12 protein-coding genes and 1 pseudogene are annotated in these 18,976 nt (G+C 62.9%); 8 read left to right on the top strand and 5 right to left on the bottom strand.

The window, feature by feature from the left end:
• The first annotated feature begins 23 nt into the window (after window positions 1–23).
• The 4 genes from AB0N03_RS19810 (at window position 24) to AB0N03_RS19795 (ending at window position 3,870) form a co-directional block, all read left to right on the top strand.
• Window positions 24–266 carry a hypothetical protein gene (locus AB0N03_RS19810; RefSeq protein ID WP_364373417.1) on the top strand — a complete coding sequence of 81 codons (243 nt, stop codon included), beginning with the start codon at window positions 24–26 and terminating at the stop codon, window positions 264–266.
• 92 nt (window positions 267–358) lie between these two features.
• Window positions 359–1,465, top strand: coding sequence for a tyrosine-type recombinase/integrase (locus AB0N03_RS19805; protein ID WP_364373415.1), 1,107 nt, complete (start codon window positions 359–361; stop codon window positions 1,463–1,465).
• Window positions 1,466–1,477: 12 nt separating this feature from the next.
• Window positions 1,478–1,819 carry a helix-turn-helix transcriptional regulator gene (locus AB0N03_RS19800; RefSeq protein WP_364373412.1) on the top strand — a complete coding sequence of 114 codons (342 nt, stop codon included), beginning with the start codon at window positions 1,478–1,480 and terminating at the stop codon, window positions 1,817–1,819.
• Entirely contained in the window at window positions 1,816–3,870 is a 2,055-nt protein-coding gene (locus AB0N03_RS19795) for a hypothetical protein (RefSeq protein ID WP_364373410.1), read from the top strand. The genes AB0N03_RS19800 and AB0N03_RS19795 overlap by 4 nt, the downstream gene beginning before the upstream one ends.
• On the opposite strand, the gene AB0N03_RS19790 is transcribed toward AB0N03_RS19795, so the two are convergent.
• Together AB0N03_RS19790 and AB0N03_RS19785 are read right to left on the bottom strand one after the other, a co-directional pair.
• Window positions 3,863–4,780: an HNH endonuclease gene (locus tag AB0N03_RS19790; protein WP_364373407.1), complete on the bottom strand. Its 918-nt coding sequence runs from the start codon at window positions 4,778–4,780 to the stop codon at window positions 3,863–3,865. The two genes, AB0N03_RS19795 and AB0N03_RS19790, sit on opposite strands and share 8 nt — an antisense overlap.
• A gap of 362 nt (window positions 4,781–5,142) precedes the next feature.
• Window positions 5,143–7,293 (bottom strand): hypothetical protein, encoded by a 2,151-nt coding sequence (locus tag AB0N03_RS19785; RefSeq protein ID WP_364373404.1) that lies wholly within the window; start codon window positions 7,291–7,293, stop codon window positions 5,143–5,145.
• A 433-nt stretch (window positions 7,294–7,726) separates the two neighbouring features.
• On the opposite strand from AB0N03_RS19785, the pseudogene AB0N03_RS19780 reads away from it, so the two are divergent.
• Together AB0N03_RS19780 and AB0N03_RS19775 are read left to right on the top strand one after the other, a co-directional pair.
• Window positions 7,727–8,365 (top strand): annotated as a pseudogene (locus AB0N03_RS19780) (hypothetical protein); the annotation flags it as partial.
• Between the two features lie 32 nt (window positions 8,366–8,397).
• Window positions 8,398–10,887 (top strand): DUF87 domain-containing protein, encoded by a 2,490-nt coding sequence (locus tag AB0N03_RS19775; RefSeq protein WP_364373401.1) that lies wholly within the window; start codon window positions 8,398–8,400, stop codon window positions 10,885–10,887.
• A 53-nt stretch (window positions 10,888–10,940) separates the two neighbouring features.
• Here AB0N03_RS19775 and AB0N03_RS19770 read toward each other — a convergent pair whose 3' ends face one another.
• The gene (locus tag AB0N03_RS19770; RefSeq protein ID WP_364373599.1) at window positions 10,941–12,092 is read right to left on the bottom strand and encodes a vWA domain-containing protein; all 1,152 of its coding nucleotides are present in this window, start codon (window positions 12,090–12,092) and stop codon (window positions 10,941–10,943) included.
• Between the two features lie 170 nt (window positions 12,093–12,262).
• Window positions 12,263–12,655, bottom strand: coding sequence for a hypothetical protein (locus AB0N03_RS19765; RefSeq protein ID WP_364373398.1), 393 nt, complete (start codon window positions 12,653–12,655; stop codon window positions 12,263–12,265).
• 267 nt (window positions 12,656–12,922) lie between these two features.
• Between AB0N03_RS19765 and AB0N03_RS19760 the strand changes: the two genes are divergently transcribed.
• The gene (locus AB0N03_RS19760) at window positions 12,923–13,915 is read left to right on the top strand and encodes a replication-relaxation family protein (protein WP_364373395.1); all 993 of its coding nucleotides are present in this window, start codon (window positions 12,923–12,925) and stop codon (window positions 13,913–13,915) included.
• Window positions 13,912–14,847, top strand: coding sequence for a bifunctional lytic transglycosylase/C40 family peptidase (locus tag AB0N03_RS19755; RefSeq protein WP_364373392.1), 936 nt, complete (start codon window positions 13,912–13,914; stop codon window positions 14,845–14,847). The genes AB0N03_RS19760 and AB0N03_RS19755 overlap by 4 nt, the downstream gene beginning before the upstream one ends.
• Before the next feature lie 91 nt (window positions 14,848–14,938).
• Here AB0N03_RS19755 and AB0N03_RS19750 read toward each other — a convergent pair whose 3' ends face one another.
• Window positions 14,939–18,757: a hypothetical protein gene (locus tag AB0N03_RS19750; protein WP_364373389.1), complete on the bottom strand. Its 3,819-nt coding sequence runs from the start codon at window positions 18,755–18,757 to the stop codon at window positions 14,939–14,941.
• Between the last annotated feature and the right edge of the window lie 219 nt (window positions 18,758–18,976).

The following is an 18,976-nucleotide window of genomic DNA, read 5'->3' as shown; positions in this document are numbered from 1 at the left end:
CGAATTGCACCAAGGGGATGCTCATGTCTACTTCAGCTGCTCGTCGTCCTGCCCTGCTGCTGACGCAGAACAGGGAAATGCGCCAGATCGGCGTCTGGAACTGGTCGCTGCCGGCCTGGGCCGGGCGTCTGGCCGACGGCCGCACGTACAACACGTGCCCGAGCGCCGGGGTTTGCGCGCAAGCGTGCTACGCCCGCTCCACGCGGAATTGCATCGAACGAAAGACATGTGCGGCGTTCCTGCTGCGCCGTCACGGCTTCATCTAACTCTACTACAACTTCGACTCAGTGCTCCTACCTGCACGTTTGCCTTCGACCTTTCATCTGATGCAAGATTCTTCCAACAGGCGGAAGGAGGCATGGTGGCTGCTCGCGGCGATCCGCCGCCCGGCTCGGCACGGTTGGAGCTAGCCGACGACGTCCTGTTGCTGCGCCCTGAGGACGCCGTACTGACAGCGATGCTGGCCGGCTGGGAGAAGCAACAGCGCGGCGGACGACGGCTTCAGCAAGACACTGTCGACAGTCGCAGGAGTGTCATTCGCCGGTTTACCGCGTACACCAACGAGTATCCCTGGCGCTGGACCGCCGTTCACATGGACGAGTGGACGGCGGAACTGGTGATGGAGCAGGAGTTGGCGGAGTCGACGCTGCGCAACTACCAGGGCGCGATCCGCATGTTCTGCGACTACATCACCTCGCCACATTACGGCTGGGTCAGCGAATGCGAAGCCCGATTCGGCACGCATCCGGTGCAGATCGTGCACGAATGGAACAGCGCCGCCCACTTGGTGGATTACGAGGGCGGCCCGGGTCGCAGGCCGCTGACTCGTGAGGAGTGCCAGGCTCTGTTCGACTACGCCGACGACCAGGTTGAGAGGGCTGTACAGCTCGGTCGCAAGGGCGCACTGACCGCCTACCGTGACGCCACGGTCATGAAAGTCCTTTATGGATGGGGATTGCGCGTCACCGAGGCCAGCAAGCTGGACCGTGTGGACTGGTACCGAAATCCGAAGGCTCCGGAGCTTGGCAAGTTCGGCATGCTCAACGTGCGCTGGGGCAAGCGGTCCAGAGGATCGCCGCCGAAGCGGCGCATGGTGGCATCCACCATGCCGTGGGCCGTGGAGGCCGTCGAGGACTACCTGATCAACGCCCGACCTCGGTTCGGCCTGCCGGATCATCCGGCGATGTGGGTGACCGAGCGCGGTGGCCGGCTAAGGCCACGCGAGATCGAGGAGCGCTTCGCGGTCTACCGTGACGCACTAGGCATGGACTCAGATCTGGTACCGCATTGCCTGCGACACAGCCACGTCACACATCTGATCGAGGACGGTGCCGACCCGAAGTTCGTCCAAGAACAGGTCGGGCACCGGTTCGCCAGCACAACAGCGATCTACACCGGAGTGTCCGGAGACTTCATGAACACGATGCTGCGTCGGCACCTGGACCGTGGACTTTCCACCGAATGAAGGAGGAGCGGCGTGACCGCCAAGCTCGACTACACCTGGAACCTGCGGGAGATCATGGCCGCCCGTGGCATGTTCAGCACCACCGACATCCGGCCGCACCTGGTCGAACGCGGCATCACCTTGTCCTCGACCCAGATCTGGCGCCTGGTCACGGAGAAGCCCGAGCGGTTGAGCCTGAAGGTTCTGGTCGCGCTGATGGACATCTTGGACTGCCGCATGGACGAGCTGATCGTGCCGATCGCCGCCGTCTCACGCCGCGCCAATGCGGTTGGCGACAACTCCGCCCCCGACTCGGGACCGCACAGCGGACTCGGTGGTATACGGCCCAAGCGAGCGAGGATCACCGACTCATGACGCGCCCGGTATCCAGTCCTGAGCACATCGTCGCCGCGATCATCTCGAGGCTGAACCCCGCGGTCGACCAGGGCGAGGTAGCGGCGCTGGTCCAGAAAATGATTCCCTACCAACGGAACCGGAACAAGGTGGCCAGTCAGCTTGCCGAAAGACCGGACCTGCTCACCGGCGCCGGAGCGCACGGCTCGGCGACCGTCGTCGCGCTCATCGCCGAGCTGTGTGCGCGCGACGTGGCCGGCGTCGTCGCTCCGGCCTGCCCGTACTGCGACCGCGTCGTCCGTCTGTCTCACGGCCGGGACGGCTTGCGCTGCTGCAAGAGCTGCTGGAACAACGCCCACACCAAGCCCTGCGCTCGCTGCGGCAAGGCTGCCACCATGGTCCGACGCACCGACAACGGCGAGTCGCTGTGCGGCCAATTCGCCCGAGCCGAACCGTCACTGCACGAAGAGTGCAGCGGCTGCGGGCAGTTCAGTCTGCCTGCCCGCCGCGACGGCAGCAGCGTGCTCTGCAAAAATTGGGCACAGCCACCGACCGCGATCTGTTCGTCGTGCAAGCAGTCCAAGCCATGCTTGCACACCGACACCGCGTCACCACGGTGCAAGAACTGCTCCGACAAGCTTCGCGCCACGCCCTGCTCGGACTGCGGCCGGAAACGTGTGGTCAGTCGTCGCACCAGTGACGCCAAGCCACTGTGCAAAGAGTGTGGATCTATGGGCACCTGCACCGGATGCCAACGCGTTCGTCCGCTGCGCATCCGCACCGACGTCGGCGGCCTGTGCCAAACCTGCTACAAGCACGGCCCCGCGGCCCAGCACGTCTGCGAGCGCTGCGGTGCCGTCGGATCGCAGCACCGGATCGGAATCTGTGTTGCCTGCGCCTGGCCCGACGCAGTCCGTAATCTCCTCACCGGCCCCGACGGCACCGTCCGTCCCGAGATCCAGGCCGTCGAGGGTGCGCTGACCGCCACCGACGCCGCGACCGGCCTCAACTGGGTAGCCCGAACTCGCACACAGAGGATGCTTTCAGCTCTGGCAGTCGCGTCCGGTCCCGTGACACACGCACAGCTGGACGAACTGACCCCGGCCACCGCGGTGACGCGCCTGCGCACGATCCTTGTCGACGCCGGTGTTCTCTCCGCACGCGACGAGCGATTGGTCAGCTTGGAACGCTCCACCGCGCGTCGAATCGGCCGCGTCAAGGATCCGACCAGTCGTAAGATCCTGCGGAACTTCGCTAGCTGGCATCACCTGCGGCGGCTGCGTGCAATCGCCAGCCGCCAGCGGCTGACCCACGAGCAGGTAACCTATGCCGTCAACTCCCTCACTGCCGCCGCCAACCTGCTCAACTGGCTGCACGACCGCGGCCGGAGCCTGGCCGCGTGCAATCAAGCCGACATCGACGACTGGCTCACTAACGACTCCTTTTCCCGATCACGCGGTTTTGTGACCTGGGCTGTTAGCCGCGGTCATGCCAGAGGCATCGAGGTTCCCCGGTTGAGCAACGAGCCCGTTCGCGAAGTCTTCGCCGACCACGACGAGCGATGGTCCCTGGTTCGACGACTCCTCAACGACGACACCATTGCGACCTCCGACCGCGTCGCGGGACTCCTCGTCTTGCTCTATGGCCAACGAGCCGTGCGGATCACGCAACTGACGACCGAGCATGTGATCATCAATCAGGACAGCGTGGAGCTCCTTCTCGCCGACACGCCGATCTCGCTGCCCCCAATGGTCGGGGAGCTTGTCCTGCAGCTACTCCCCGACCGACGAAGCGTAACCACACCCGACCAAGAAGCGTGGCTCTATCCCGCAAAACGACTCGGTCAGCCGCTTTCTCCACGCGACCTGCTCGGACGACTCCGCGCCCTAGGCATCTCACCGACCTTAGGACGTAACACCGCGCTCATGGAGATGGCAGCCGAGATGCCCGCCGCCGTGATCGCGCGAATGCTTGGGATCAGCCTCGACCGCGCCACCCGCTGGACACAAGACGCCGGCAACACTCGACCCGGTTACGCCGCCGAACTCACTCGTCGCGCAACACTCAATTAGACTTCAAGTACGTGACAATACTGTCCCAGTTTTCCTTGATTAGATTGCTCCATGAAGGAATATCCAGTGGCGAAATCCAACGACCATAAAAAGACTCTGAGATCCCTTCATAGGTGACAAAGGTCATGAATCCCCGAAGACGAGTAGGCAGCGTCCGGCTACTTCGAATCAGATCCATCAGACTTCGATGCAATTCCTTCTCATCCGTCAGCCACACAGCGTAGTCATACTCGCCATCTTTCAAGTCATCGTCTTCGAAGACATAGACACTTACGCCCGTAGATTTGCTCACATCGAATTCTAGACCAGCCTCACTCAAACTGTAATCCGAATCGAGCTCTCGTCGAGAACGCAACCAATTGAGGTCGACACCAAAATAGCCCGGATTTTCACCCGAACTGACCGAAACTCCATCAATAGCTGGTTCGATCCAGAAACTTCCAGACTCCGTGCTCGACGCCCTGACGAGCCTAAGACCCCACCCCGACAAAGATCCTTCATTTGAATCTTGAGATTCAGATACCTCGCTAAGCTCGGCAACTTGCCGACGAAGAGCCGCCAGCAACTCATAGGGAACTGGCTGCCCTATCTGAGCGACTTGATCACCCTTCCACCGCTCCAACACCGAGACAGGAAATTCTTCGGGATGCTGATCGATGAGATGATGATGGGAGCTGCATAGAAGAAGCAGATTCTCGAAGGCATGCACGCTGCTATATTCTGCGACATGTCGCGGCCCACCAGGTTCCGGCGAGCGAATGTGAGCCACTTCGGCGTTGACCGACAGAATCCGCCCGTGAAGGAGCACCAGAGGTGCAGAACATTCCGGGAAGGCACAGTGGTTCGCACTACCGAAGAGTAAGCGCTTGGTAAGCTCACTGACGCCTTTAGGTGGCTTCGCCGGGGACATAACAACATCTTGCACCAACTCGAGCGACTTCGCAGCTACGCTCGAGCGGCAGGTCGAGGACCTCCGTCCGTCGTCGTCAGCTAGTCCCGGCACTCCCAGGTGGCTAGCCCACCGTGATTACCAGCGGGTTAGTCGGCACGGTGATCGGCGCTGGCAGCACCGTGGCGATCGACGCCGTCAAAAGCCGCTTCCCCGCCCTTACCGGCGACGCGGTCCGAGCCAGCCATCACCCCGGCAGTGCCCTCACAGGAATGCTCAGCATCGTCCACCAATCTTGACCTCAGGTAGTCCTCGCTGAGGACACGGCCTCAACAACGGCTGGCCGCTGGATCACGACGGGTCAGCATATCGCCTTCTGTCGATTAAGGCCGGTACGGTGGTTCGTAATGAGGTAGCGCGAGCAGGTTGTCATCTGAGACGCCGTCGGGTCGGTCGCGATAGTAGGGCTTGCCCTTACGGATGATGATCTCCTTATCTTCGATCAGAAGGACTCCGGCATCTTGTCGGATCGCATATTCCTCTGGAGTCAAGTCAAGTTGCAAAATCCGGGCGATGACGCCCTCCAAAAGACTCGGCAGTTCATCCCGCTCAAATGGCCCAACAAGCGGCTCGACGAGCAAGTCGACACGCCCGTTAACGGCTTCGTTTAACTCTTGCGCGGTGGGATCACGGCCGAGTAGTGCTTGAAGCTCTACGAATACGTTTTCGCGAATTTCCTGTCCTTGGTCGGCAAGGATTTGCCCTTTTGTCGTTATCTTGAAGTCCTCAATGAGTGCGTCATGTTGTTCGGTGATCTCTACGCGTGCGATGCACAGGATATTGTCGATTTGCCCGTCAACGACGTGTATTGCCTTGGGCACGAGGGAGATCGGCGCGGTCAGGCGGGTCGGACCTGCTGGCCGATCAGACTGAAGCCGGTCATGGATCTGCGCGTCGGAGAGGCTGACGAGAGTGGGGCCCCGGGAGGCCACGAACCGGTAGTCACGGCGGTCGGTCCCTGGAGCTATGGCGGCGAAATCGGAAGTGAAATTCGCGAAATCGTTCACTCGATACTGCAAGTAGGCCAGCGAGCCGTCCTCATTCCGCTCGACGTCTCTGATTGGTACGACAGCCTTCGGGGTGGGATCCTTGCCAACCGCTACTACTCCCGAGAAGGCGATCCCCTCAGCATTGATCACCATCTGGTCCATGAGGGTCACGACCTGGTGATTGGTGGTATACAGAGGATCCCAGCGTCGGCGTGCACCAACCACGCGCACAGGAAGGGCGTCAAAGAATGACAGGTCGACGGAGTCGACGATTTCGTCCTGGACGGCAGCAGCAATGATCGGCTCTGCTACTAAGTCACTGGCGATCAGCAGGCCAACAAATACGCCTGCACCTAGAACCGGATTCAGAAAAAGGGCACCAGCGATAGCGCCGGCCAGAAAACTCACTACGACCGCTCCGAGCCCAAAGTCCAGATCGGAGTCGAAGTCCCACGTCAGAGTGCCGTCCTCGAACACCGGTCGAAGTAGCAGGCTGAAGCCAAAGTTGGGATCGAAGGGCGCGTCGGTGTACTCCCCGCGCAGGTGCAGCTCCAACCGACCTGTGGGAAGGTTCAACGGCGGGGGACCTATCTCAGGCCCCACCACGATTCCCAAGTTGCGACCCAGCACATGTCTGTCAACCGTGCTTTCGTCGCGAAGCGGGAAGATGTAGCCGCTGCCATCAGCTTTGAGTTCGGCCATCCGAAATCGGATGTCAGGACCGAGCAAGTCGAGGAGATGCGGCGACGTGGCGAACGCGAGATCCTGCCCTAGGTCTAGGAAGCTTTGTCCGTCGCCGATATTGCCCCGCGGAGGCAGATACTCATCTGGGCCAGGTCCGCTCTTGAGCGCGAGATCGACGTAAACGCCGAGCGCCGCGGGCACGCCGGGACCGCCGACGTATGCCTGAAGGGCGCTCTGTTGGACAGATCCGCGCAGTAGCCCAAGGGATGTTTCACCATTGACTCTTCCCATGATCCCAGCGAGCATCTCGTCTTTGGACACACCGGCCGCTTCCAGAAACAGCTCGAGTGTTCCGCCGATGTCGATCACCTCAAGAGACAGGCGGTGGTTGATTTCGAACTCGCGCTCATCGGTATCAGACCGAAGCTCGAGCTTGACGAACAGATCAAAGAGGTCTGCAAGTTGGTCGCCCGTAATCAGGTCGGTCACCGTCACGAAGAACTGCGCGCGAACTACTGGCTGGTTTCCGCCCTCGACGATCTCAATGATGAAGCTGGATGGGTCACCGACCGCGATCGGCGCATCTGGATGCGGCGGGTAGAGGCGGTCGTAGTCTTGTGGCGGTGCGATCACAACATCGGCATCATGGCCGGGATCGCCAGGACGCATCGGTGGCCTTGTGATCCGAAACGCGTACTCGAACAGTCCAGCTTCGAGACGGGTGAACAGCAGGTACTGCAGATAGCGCTCAGACAGGAGCGTCTCGACGTCGAAGCCAGAAGTTACGAGCGACTGATCCACCATAGCTTTCTAGCCTCGCCTCCGCAGCTGATAGAGGCCCGCACGACCTCAAGTCACCCAATCGTCACGCTTGATCTCGACCACATGCGGACCGGAACATCTCGACGATCCTCCGGTGCCTACCGCCGCGCAAGGTCCCCGTCGTGCCGGGGCAGCTGCTCGGCGGGATGGATGCACCCTCCCTGGTCAAGGTTCCACACGGTTGCCGACGTGCTTGGCGATCAGTGACCCGCTGGTAGCAGCGTCAGTGGTAAGTGTGATGGTGCGGGCCGACGGGTTGAGCAGTAGCAGTAGCCGGCGAAGCGATCGGCTCTATCGATGCTCGCTGCTGCGATACCTGCCGCACCAGCGCGCTCGACGCATGACCCCTGGCAGCACGACTGCCTATTCCGCATGTTCTGATATCCGTGGTTACCAGTAGCACGGCACGTACACCTGGCCCGTCGTCCTTGCGAAGCACCAGGCGAACCTGATGTACGTCCTCGACGACCTGGCCGGCTGGCGAACCGCGATGGTTGACGAACTCGGCGCGGCCAAGTTCCGCGGTGGCTGGATCAGGATCCACGACAGCGGCGACTTCTTCTCCGACGACTACCTGCTGGCCTGGCTCGACATCTGCAGGACACGCCCGAACACGAACTTCTACGCGTACACCAAAGAGGTTTCCCGGTTCCGGTCCCTCGTCGAGCCCGATGCGCCGGCGAACTTCCTGTGGGTCTACTCGTACGGCGGCAAACAGGACGCCGCGCTTGACCCGGCAGTGGACCGCGTCGCCGACGTGTTCCCGGACGAAGCGGCGATCGTCGAGGCGGGGTGGGCCTCGCAGGAAGCCAGCGACCTCCTCGCGGTCCTCGGCCCGCAGCTGGTCGGCGTGCCGGCAAACCAGATTCCGAGCTACCTCAAGCGCCTGGCTGGACGCCGGTTCTCCGAATGGCAGGCCGAAGTCGACGCCGCACGTTCCGCCCGCCGCACGCGTCTGCGGCTGGTCGTCGACAACCCCCGTTCCGACGCGCTGCAGACGCGCGCCATCGAGGCCCGGCCTGAGCAAGGCGGCGAGCCGCGCGCTGCCTGATCCGGCGCTCCAACTTACGTTCGGAGGTCTTGATGTCCTGGCCGTTCGCCCTGTCCACCTCTCTCGCCTCACCTGCCGGCGACTACCTGCGCGACCCGCTCGGTGCGTTCCAGACCGTGCTGACCCACCTCCGCGATCTCATCTTTACCTGGGGTCCGATCGCCGGGCCGGTACTGGCGGTCGTGACGACCACCGCGGTGATCGCTCGGCGCCGGTGGCGCCGCCGCTTCCACGCGAGCCTGGTCACCGACGCCCGGTTGGTCACCGTGCTCGCGCCGCCGACCGTCGATCCGTCCGGCGCGATCACCGTGTGGTCCAACCTGGTCGGCCTGCTGCGACCAGGCTGGCGGCGGCGCTTCGGCGGGCAACCTCACCTGGCTTTCGAGTTGACGTTCACCGACGACGGCGTGCAGATCCGCTTGTGGGTGCCTGGCCTGGTGCCGCCGGGCATGGTCGAGCGCGCCATCGAGGCGGCCTGGCCCGGAGCGCACACCCGCACGACGCCGGCCAAGCCCCCGATCCCCACCGCCTCCGCGGCGGGCCAGCGAATCGAAGCGGCCGGCGGCGAGCTGCGGCTGGCTCGATCAGAAGCACTCCCGATCCGTACCGAGCACCCCGCGGACCCAATCCGGGCCCTGCTCGGCGCCCCGGTCGGGCTCGGCCCCCACGAGCGGGCCTGCGTGCAGATCCTCGCCCGTCCCGTCGCCGGGCACCGCGTGACCAAAGCACGGCGCGCGGCGAAGCGGGTGCACGCGGGCAGCTCGGTCAACCTGGTCGGCCGGCTGCTGGACGTCGTCACGCCAGGCAAAACCGTGAAGTCGTCGTCCAGTGCGCGGACGCCGGGGCTGGATCGGCAAACCAGCCTGGAGTTCGCCGCGCAAGACCGCGCCATCGTGGAGAAGCTGCGGCAGAACCAGTTCGAGACCCGAATCCGATACGCGGTCGCCACCACGGTCCCCGAGCACGCGACGACCGCCGAGGTCCAAGCGGTCCGGGAGGTCCTGCGGGGACGCGGCCACGCGATCGCCTCGGCGTTCGCCGCCTTTTCCGAGCACAACTACTACCGCCGGGTCCGGCTCCGCCGGGCCCCAGTCCAGGTTCTAACCGAACGTCGGTTCGGCAGGGGCGATCTGCTCTCGATTCCGGAGTTGGCCGCGCTCGCGCACCTGCCGATCGACGAAGCCACGCCCGGCCTTCAGCGCGCCGGCGCGAAGGCGGTACCGCCGCCGCCCGGCATCGCCACGGCTGGCGACTTGATCAAGCCGCTCGGCTTGTCGGACTCGGGGCACTCCCGGCCGATCGGCCTGCACGTCGCCGACGCGCGTCATCACCTGCACATCCTCGGCGCGACCGGCTCCGGCAAGTCGGAGCTGATGGCCCGCCTGATCCTCGACGACGCCGAGGCCGGCCGAGGTGTAGTCGTCGTCGACCCGAAGGGCGACCTCGTGTCGGACCTGCTGATGCGGCTGCCCGAGGAGCTCGGCGAGAAGGTCGTCCTCTTCGACGCCGACTCGCGCGCCCGACCGCCGGTGCTCAACCCCCTGGAGGGAGCAGACAAGGCCCGTGCGGTCGACAACCTCGTCAGCATCTTCTCCCGGATCTACGCCTCCTCATGGGGCCCGCGCACCGATGACATCCTGCGCGCCGGCCTGCTCACCCTGACCGCGATGCCCGGCACGCCGACGCTGGTCGACCTGCCGAAGCTCCTCACGGTCCCGGCGTTCCGGCAACGGGCCTGCGACCAGATCGACGATGACGTGCTGCGCGGGTTTTGGTCTTGGTACGACGCTCTGTCCGAAGCGAGCCGAGCGCAGGTCATCGCGCCGTTGATGAACAAGGTCCGCGGCTTCCTGCTGCGTCCGTTCGTCCGCGCCGCGATCGCCGGCGGGACGTCCACGGTGGACATGGACGAGGTGCTCAACACCGGCGGCATCTGCCTGGTTCGGATCGCCCGCGACGCGCTCGGGATGGAAACGGCGCGGCTGGTCGGCTCGATCGTCGTCGCCCGCACCTGGCAAGCCGCCACCCGCCGGGCCCGCGTCCCCCAGCGTCAGCGACGCGACTGCGGGCTCTACGTCGACGAGTGCCACAACTTCCTGAACCTGGCGTACCCGCTGGAAGACATGCTCGCCGAGGCTCGCGGATATCGCCTGTCGATGACCTTGGCCCACCAGTACCTCGGCCAGCTCCCGAAGGAACTCGAAGAGGGCATCAGCACGAACGCCCGGTCGAAGATCTTCTTCAACGCCTCCCCGGAGGACGCGAAGCGGCTGGCACGCCACACCATGCCGCGGCTGAGCGATCACGACCTGTCCAACCTGGGCGCCTTCCACGTCGCCGCCCGCCTGGTCCTCGCCGGCGAGGAAGCACCGCCGTTCACCGCAGTGACCGAAAAGCTGCCGCCCGCGGTCCCCGGCCGTGCCAGGGCGATCCGCAAAGCTGCTTCGCGCAATACGCGCCTTCCGACTACCAAGGTCAGCATCTGCTCCGGCAGGAACGTGGATCCTCGCCGCGCAAGTTAGCCACTTTACGATTCAATCAAAGACGATCAAAAACAAATTATAGTAACCATATATCACGGGCCCCAGGTTGCGACAATACCAACGTGCCGCATCGAACCCACACCACTCCAATTAAGCTTAACAAGCCAATTTCCAGGAATTGGACTTGATGCGCGGAGAAGTCGAACCGATCCCGAACCACCACCACCACCACCACCGACAATGTCAGCTTGGAGTCGATCAGAACCCCCTACTTCTCGGCCATTTGGATCAATGAAAGTCACCTCCGCCTCACTGGAAATACCCGTCACGGTGATTGCCAGATTGCCAGCCTTGTACGGTACACGAACCGAATAGCGCACCTCATTCGAGAATGAAACAGAATTACCCCTGAGGCATCGACTTTCAGAGAAGATACTTGCGGCCGCCCCCATTACATCAGCAGAACTATCAACAACGGTCGCCTTAGGGAAGTTTCCCGATCCGCAAGATCGCTGATATCCACCCGAAGCAAGTCTCTCAAGTGAGGTCTTGTCCACCGAACCGAAACCGATCGGCCAAATTTGAACACCTTTTCCCCGCGCCTCTGAAACCGTCTGCTCAAGGGCCGCCTGCGCATTACTGTTCCGCACCTCCGGAGAAGGCCCATATCGAGGACTGCTGGCTACATCGAGCTTCCCATCGGTCAGCAAATAGACCAGCTTCTGCCCTTCATCATCCTTTCCGTCCCCCAGCAGCGAGAGAGCTTCCTTCAGCGCCGCTACGTAGTCCGTTCCGCTAGATCCACGCGAACCCAAACGCGCAACACACGACGACAGAGTCTCGCGTTCATCGCGACCAGATATGCCCGCCGGCGGGCAGACGACGTCGACCGGAGAGCGACCTATTCCGTCGTCACTACTGAAACCGACTACTGAAATCTCAGGACGAGGAGATATCTCACTCAGAGCTATCAAGGCAGCAGCTTCGCGCTCACGGCTCATATCCTCTGCAGAAATCGAGGCAGACTGGTCGACAAGAATAACCATCCTAACCGGCGATGATACCACCTCGATAGGCTGGACCGACATTGCAGGCATCACCGAAAATTGAGGCGATAAGTACCATACCGCAGCAACTCCGATAACAACCGTCACAAGCGACACTGCCGCTATCAATGCACTCCGCGACTTGCGATAACGCCGCGAAATCGGGATAGAAATGAAACTGGCCCCATTGCGGAGCATGATCACCTCAGAAGCGCCTTGCGAAAGCGCAGCCGAATCTGACCGAGATTCCGTCACACCAAGAAGCGACGCCATGTACCTGCGACCAAACCCAGGAGACTCCACCGTAGGGTCAGCGCGATACCGAGCTCCAGTAAGCATCCGCCAGTAGCGGCTAGAGAATGATTCCCTCACGTCGTCTCCGCCTTCTCCGTCATGGCAGACTTTGACACACCGTGATCAAGGCTAGAATTTGACTTGTGCACTGACTGCAACGACTGGTGCGCTCCCAGCTGCTGAAGCAGTGCCGGCCCCGACGCCCCAACGGCAATAGCGGCCGCGACGCCAATCAACTGCTCGTGGAACACAGCACCGGCGGCCGCGCCGAGCACGAGCCGAGTGATACCGACCGCGGCAAGCACGGGAAAGTCTAGATGTCGTCGCAAAGTTGAGAGTTTGACAATACCAAGCTCCCGCTCCTCCCGACGGAGCTCCTGCCATGAATTGACGCGAGTCCAGACGGCGATGGCCTCCACCAGGGCTCCGCCCGCCGCGCCCAAGGATATCGCGGTGTACAGGTCCATCCGACTCCCTGACTTCGTCCATCGGAGCATCTCAGCTTGTCGTGACAGTCGCAGATCGCTCCGGCGATGTATCAAAACCCCGCCACCATCACCCGTATGGACCAGTGCACCGACGTCCATCAAAAACTCGAACACATTCCAAATTTATCATCTATAAAGAATGTTCGAGTTTTCTCCAAATAGAGAATTCATTACGTCGTCTGAGATCCAATAGGAGACTGCTTTATGATCTCCAACTCCACTCCCCAGCGAATGTTGCGCGGGCATTTGCCCCAACGTCCCACTCCGCGAGCAGCTACCACCGGCGAGCACCACGCCCAGCTCGCCGGGCGGCTGACCCAGCGCGATCGGTGGCTGGCCCGGATGCTCTACGAGCACAAGGTCTTCACGACCCAGCAGATCGTCGAGCTCTGCTACCCGAGCATGCGCGCGGCCAACCACCGGCTGCTCGACCTGTTCAAGTGGCGGGTCGTCGACCGGTTCCAGCCGTTCGTCACGACCGGCACCGCCCCGATGCACTACGTGCTCGACATCGCCGGCGCGGTCGCCCTCGCCTACGAAGACGGGCTCGATCCGAAGTCGATCGGCTACCGGCATGAAGACGCGATCGGGATCGCGCACTCCCTGCGTCTGGCCCACACGGTCGGCGTCAACGGCTTCTTCACCGCCCTGGTCGCGCTGAGCCGACGTCCCGGGGCTCGAGGGTCGCTGACCGCGTGGTGGTCCGAGCTCCGGTGCGGACGCCTGTTCGGCGACATGGTGCGCCCCGACGCCTACGGCCGGTGGCGCGAAGACGACCATCAGCTCGAGTTCTTCCTTGAGTTCGACTTCGGCACCGAGGACCTGGGCAAGCTCAGCCGCAAGCTCTACGGCTACGAGAAGCTAGCCGCCGCGACCGGCATCACCACCCCGATCCTCATCTGGCTGCCCACCCATCGGCGCGAGACGTCCGCCCGCCGAGCGCTCGCCGACTGCCTGTCCCAGTTCGACCGGCCCCAGCTCGTGCCGCTGGCCACCACCGCCGCGGACGCAGCCAGCAACCCCGCCGCCACCCGATGGCTGCCGATCGCCGGCCCGGCAACGCGTCACCCCGGCCGGTTGCGGCTCGTCGAGCTCGCCCAGCTCTGGCCCCAACCTGATCTGCCCGGCGACGTGCCGGCGTCAGGCTCGGTCCCGGCCCAGCCGGGTCCAGCGGCCCTGACCGCTCCGGATCCGTTCTCACCCGCCTCGCCCGCCAGCTGCTTCCCGAGGCGCCCATGAAGATCGCCTACACCGTGGTCGTGGTCGTCATCATCCTCATCGGCGGCATCGGGCAAGGCGTCGTGAAGGCCGTGTTCGGCAGCAGCACCGAGCCCAGCCAGAAGGCGATCGCCGACATCCCCGGCGACTACCTCGCCCTCTACCGAGCGGCAGCCGCCGCGTGTCCCGGGCTGGACTGGTCGATCCTCGCCGCGATCGGCAAGGTCGAGAGCGACCACGGCCGCAGCAAGCTGATCGGTATCGCGGAGGGGACCGAGAACTCGTTCGGCGCTCGCGGGCCGATGCAGTTCCTCCAGTCCACGTTCGACGGAGTCGTCGCCCGGCATCCACTACCGCAGGGCGGCAAGACCCCGCCGTCGCCATGGGACAAGCATGACGCGATCTACGCGGCGGCGTACTACCTCTGCGACTCCGGCGCGCCCAGCGACATCCGCAAGGCGCTGTTCGCCTACAACCACGCGGACTGGTACGTCGACGAAGTCCTCGACCAGGCAGAGAGGTACAGCAAGGCCGCAGTCGGCACCGGCCGTTGCGACGATATCCAGGCACCGAACGCCGCCACCGCCACGGCGATCAACTTCGCCTGCGGCCAGCTCGGGCTGCCGTACCTGTGGGGTGGGAACGGACCGTTGAACGGCGACAGCGGCTTCGACTGTTCGGGCCTCACCAAGGCGGCCTACGCGGCGGCCGGCATCGCCCTGCCGCGCACGGCCCGGACCCAGTACGCCGCCGGCCCGCTGGTGCCGGACAGCCAGCCGTTACTCCCCGGCGACCTGGTCTTCTACGGCACGCGCGGCAACGTCCACCACGTCGGCTTGTACATCGGGGCGGGGAAGATGGTGCACGCTCCGACCTTCGGCCAACCGGTCCAAATCAGCTCGTACCGCTGGAACGGAGATGACTACCTGGCAGCTTCGCGACCGGCCAGTTAAGCACACCTCGTGCATGCGCAAGATGGCTGAGAATTGCAACGCCGATGGGTCGTCGCCGGTGCTACCCGCTCATCTAACCGCCATTGCAGTACTAAGACGGAATATGCCAAACGCGCACAGTCAGGTCGTCCGATGCCGTAGCGAGCTCAGTGCCGTCGAGACTGAACCACATACTGCGGATTGAGCTTGTGTGTCCAGTCAATTTAGTTCTCGTCTGCCCGGTCGAAACGCTCAACACTTCGATCGAGAACGACGAGTTGGCGACCGCCAGCAAGTCGCCACGATCGCTGAACTGCCAGCCTTCCGCCCCGTCGATCTGCCGCGACAGATGTCCGTCAGGAACACTCCACAAGTCGACACCTCGCGCAATCTGCGAAGTGGCCAAGGCACTTCCGTCCGGCGAGAATTCGAAGTCGCCGAAGCCTCCAACCCTACCCTCGGGGAATTGGATCACTGGCTGCGGAGGTCGAATAGTCGCCTCCATCGCCCCGGTTCCAATTTGCCCGACCCTGACGTGTTCGTCATCAACCTTCGCAGCGAAGCAACAGCCGCTGGTAGGGAGGATTAGCGAATCTGCCTGAAAATCTTGCCCGACCTGCTCCCCTGTCTTCCCGTTGAGTATGCGGCGACCACCTTGAGAGGCCCCCAGAACAAACACACTGTCCCCAGTCGCGGCCAGGTCCTCCGAGAACCCCTTAAACGACATGGGGTTCCGCTCGCCTGCACGCCGGACCAGGTAGCTGTATGCGTTCCCGGCCACACCGTTCGGGTCATCGTCGATGTGAAGGTCGTACCGCACGGACAGGGTCCCATGCTGATCGAACTGCCACTCCTCGACCCGATCGAGTTCGTAGTCCTGTTCCGGACCCGCGGTCAGGTCCCACAGGAGCAGGTCGGTAGGAACTTGTTCAGCACGATAGGGCGACGCTTCGGAGTCGCGAACTTCCAACGCAGCCAGACCCGTGACGCCGACAGCGAAGTAGCTACTCATCGTCCCTTCGCCCGGAAACACAACGGTTGCCACCGGAGGCTTGCTGGTGTCGCGAATAAAAGGCGATGCTTGCTGCTGGTAGGTAGGTTTAGGCGCAGCGAGAGAGCGGCCGTGCGGATAGTACTGGCTATACGAAGGCGGTACCTCGGCGAGCCGATCGACGTTCTTACCGGTAACAGTGTCAGTCAAACGTAATTTGAGAGTTTCAGCATCGACCGTCACGAACGCCGTGCCATACGGACTGAAGGTGCCCGCCACGACGTTCTGCAATGGAGGAATACCAAGGGCGCCCGTGTTCTCATTCCACAGCTGCACGGCGCGGGTCTTGTCATTGAACACAGCGAATGTCTTGCCTTGAGGGCTGAACTCAAGATCAGCTGCCTCCGAAACAGCGAAGAGATGTTCTCCGTTTTCGCCCCACAGATCCACGGTTGGCGCTTGACCACTGGCAGTACTGGACGCCGTCGCAATTACACTGGTAACCGGATCCATCGCCCACGCGACCGCCCGAACGCGGTGGCCGACAAGCTGGCCCGTCGCCGCCGACCAGCGTGCGATCGAAAAGCTCTGACTACCAGATCTCGACGCGGTCACCAGCGTCTTACCGGAAGGTGCCCACCGTACGTCGACGACATCGCCAGCCGTTAGCGCCACACCCTCGTCCCACGGCCCTACAAGGAACGGTACGGCGATCATCGCAGAAAGAAGGACGACGACTCCGATCATGTAAACCGGCCGAGGTATCCGACGTTTCCTCGCTTCGATGCGATGCTCGACGACTCCCTCTGGACTCGTCAAAAGCTCCTGAACCCGAACATGCCGAAATTGGTAAACATTTCCGAAACGCCGGAGCACTTGACGTTTATGAGCGTCTGCAAGGAACCGCATGAGCCTGCGCGGAGTGTTTCGTCGCGGCGCGAAGACGACCAGAATGGATCGCGGCCAAGCGTAAGTAAGCAGGACGAGTAGTCCAACGAATAACGCAGGCAATACCAACGCGGCGATCATCACTGCAGGGTCGGACAGGTCCCGACTCAGCGCCTCCCAGGTCCGCTTGACCACGAAGCCGGTAGCCGAGGTACCCGGATAGCCCGGCCAGTTGGTCACAACGTTGCCGAGTAGCGTTCCAACCACCATCGCCAGAGTCCACGCCGGTACCACGAGGACCGCGACGACAATGGCCGTTGCCGCCGCGCCGGCGATCGAAGCGTTGCGGTCGCGCCTGCGACTAACCTGGGGGCCGGCCGGGGTGGCGCGCCCCGACCTGGCAGACAGCCAGGATTTCGCAGCCAGCGCGACGCCAAGCACAATCGGTAACAGAAGGCAGACGAGGCTCCATTGAACGAAGTCGATGACGGCATTGGGATTCCAGTTGCCATACACTGACTTGAACACCGCTTGAGCCAGTAGCAGTGGCACCGATACTGCCGTTCCCGTCCGGATGCCTGCCCAGAAACCTCGTCGAAGACGAGCCCAGGACCCGTCTATCTTGACGACCAGCTGGACGGGTTCGGGATGCGGTTTTATTAGCCACACCACCAGTACCGTAGCTGCGAAAAGCCCACCGAGCGCCGCGCCATAGGTGTTGAAAATCACCGCCAGTCCCGGCACTTCTGGCCTGACGGAAATTTGCGCGAGGACCAGGCATACCCCAAAGTACACTAAGCCGGAGGCGATACTCACCGCTAGAACGGGCCACGGAGCGAGCAAACGCTCGTGCAGCCTCCACCACGCGATGTCCCTATTGGAATGGCCGATGGCGCGCGCGACGGACGCAAGCTGGTGTATTCCTTGCGAGCTATCCGATTGGCCCGCGTTATCGTCCTGATAGGCCCGCCGGACGGCTTCTCGGGTAATATGATCTTCGATATCTTGTCGCGACCGGAATTGTGCTCCGATCAGCTCCTTCGGCTCTGTTCCTTCTTTCTCATAGACGGACTTGGCGAGTGAAACCATCAGTGGCGTGGACAACGCTTCGACGACAGCGGAGCCCGGCGCGGCCAGCAGGCCCTCCCACTTCGTACCAGCCACCGAAGCAGAACCAGTTAGCCCTCGAACGATGGCAGTTACATCAAGCGGCTTGATCGTCACCCTCGTGGTGTCGCGGAGATGCCGACTCCCGTGAGCGATGATCTGGTCGTAGTCCTCCTGACGGCAGACCACGACAAGGCGCTGGTCCGACCGGTCGATCGCCTCATTCAAACACTTGACCACTACCGTGCGGTCCGACTCAGCGAGCTCATCCAAGCCGTCGAGCAAAGGTACAATCAAGCCCTGCCCGAGCAACCTGGCCGGCTCAACCGTCGAGCCGCCGTAGTAGCGCTGCGCCACCGCTCTCACCACGAACTCGTCAAGGCTCTCCAAGGCGACGAGATCCCAGTCCGACAGGGCGAGCATCACCGGCGTCGGTCGTCCGCTCACCCGGCCTGCGCTGAGGCCGATCGCCAGCATGAGCAGGAGAGCGGTCTTACCTGAGCCCGGCTCGCCCAGGATCAGCAATCGCTGTGTCGGCAGCGCGCGGAACCGCTCGGCTAGCAGCCGGGTAGTCTCCTCAAAATCATGTTCGCTGTGCGTCCCTCCACCGTCCCACGCGAACGGGATAGGCCCTCCCCGGCCGCGAAGCCCACGGTTGGCTGCCTCTCCACGAAGTTCAAGGTCGACGATATCGGCCAGTTCGTCGACCAAGTCCGAAGACACTCTTGGTGCCGCTGGGTGGCGCCGGCGCTGCAGCCAATTAAAGGGGCCTGCAGCGAGACTGAGGACCGCCGCCGCACCGGCGATTACAGTCATGTTGGCCTGCGGATCACCCCACAGAGTCGTGCTGCCGCCTACAATAATCGTCAAGGTCGCGACGATCAGGAGCACCGTGCCCACATAGCTGAGCGCAACCACGCGAGCACGACGACGATCACCGGACATCGCGGTGACCGTCCGTCAACACGTACCTCTTAAACATGTAGATTTACTCGCGTAGATAGGTCGGGTTGTTACAGCTCCGACCCGTCACAGTTGGGCATCCGAACGTCGAGCGCGTCCGGTCCGACAGCAGATCGCGACGAACCGCGCCCGGAGCGTTCCTGGCGCGGTTCGAGTTCCGACGGATCACGGCGATGTCCATCCGAGTTTCCTCATCTCGGA

Origin of the sequence: Amycolatopsis sp. NPDC051061 (assembly GCF_040682935.1) — a bacterium.
In the GTDB taxonomy this organism is placed as follows: Bacteria; Actinomycetota; Actinomycetes; order Mycobacteriales; family Pseudonocardiaceae; genus Amycolatopsis.
This window is presented reverse-complemented; position numbering and strand designations above follow the sequence as displayed.